The 656-nt window shown below is 69.4% G+C and carries 1 protein-coding gene; it reads left to right on the forward strand.

Annotated elements, in window-relative coordinates:
- A partial coding sequence (locus tag D3D02_RS18310; RefSeq protein WP_147435714.1) for a VWA domain-containing protein occupies window positions 1-656 on the forward strand: 656 nt, incomplete at both ends.

The following is a 656-nucleotide window of genomic DNA, read 5'->3' on the forward strand; positions in this document are numbered from 1 at the left end:
AGGCGGGCGCGAAGGCGCTGTTCGAGGAGCTGCTCGCCGAGCCGGACGTCCCCGGGCTCGGCCTGCCCGCCGACATGGTCCCGGACGCCAACGTTCGCGTCGCGCTCGTGGAGTACGGCAACAACACGGGCGTCAAGCAGCCGTTCACCCAGGACCTCGACGCGCTCCGCGACGAGATCGACGGCATGTCTCCCGGGAGCTCGACGTTCCTCCCGACCGCGCTGGAGGAGGCCATCGACCTGCTTGAGGGCAGCGAGGCGGACGAGAAGTGCGTCGTCGTCATCGGCGACGGCCAGCCACACGACGAGCCGAACAACGAGCCCGGCCCGAACTCGCCCGTCAGCCCGCTCGCCGGCGTCACCTACGACAGCTGGGGTGCGACCTACTCGGTCCAGCTGACCGAGTACCTCGAACAGACGGTCGGCGCGAACATCCTGACGGTCCACTACGAGGTCGACCCCGACGTGTCGCTCGCGCAGGGCATCGACACCGCGTTTGCGCAGGGCACCGCACCGGGCTACGACATCGGGACGGACGGCGAGATCGACACGATCGAGCTGTTCGAGATCATGGCGTCGCCCGTCAGCGGCGACATCGCCGACCTCTCGCGGTTCTCGTTCGCGGCCGACCGCGACCGGCTGGTCTGCGTCCTACAC

Origin of the sequence: Halobellus sp. Atlit-38R, from assembly GCF_003665925.1 — an archaeon.
GTDB lineage: Archaea > Halobacteriota > Halobacteria > Halobacteriales > Haloferacaceae > Haloquadratum > Haloquadratum inordinatus.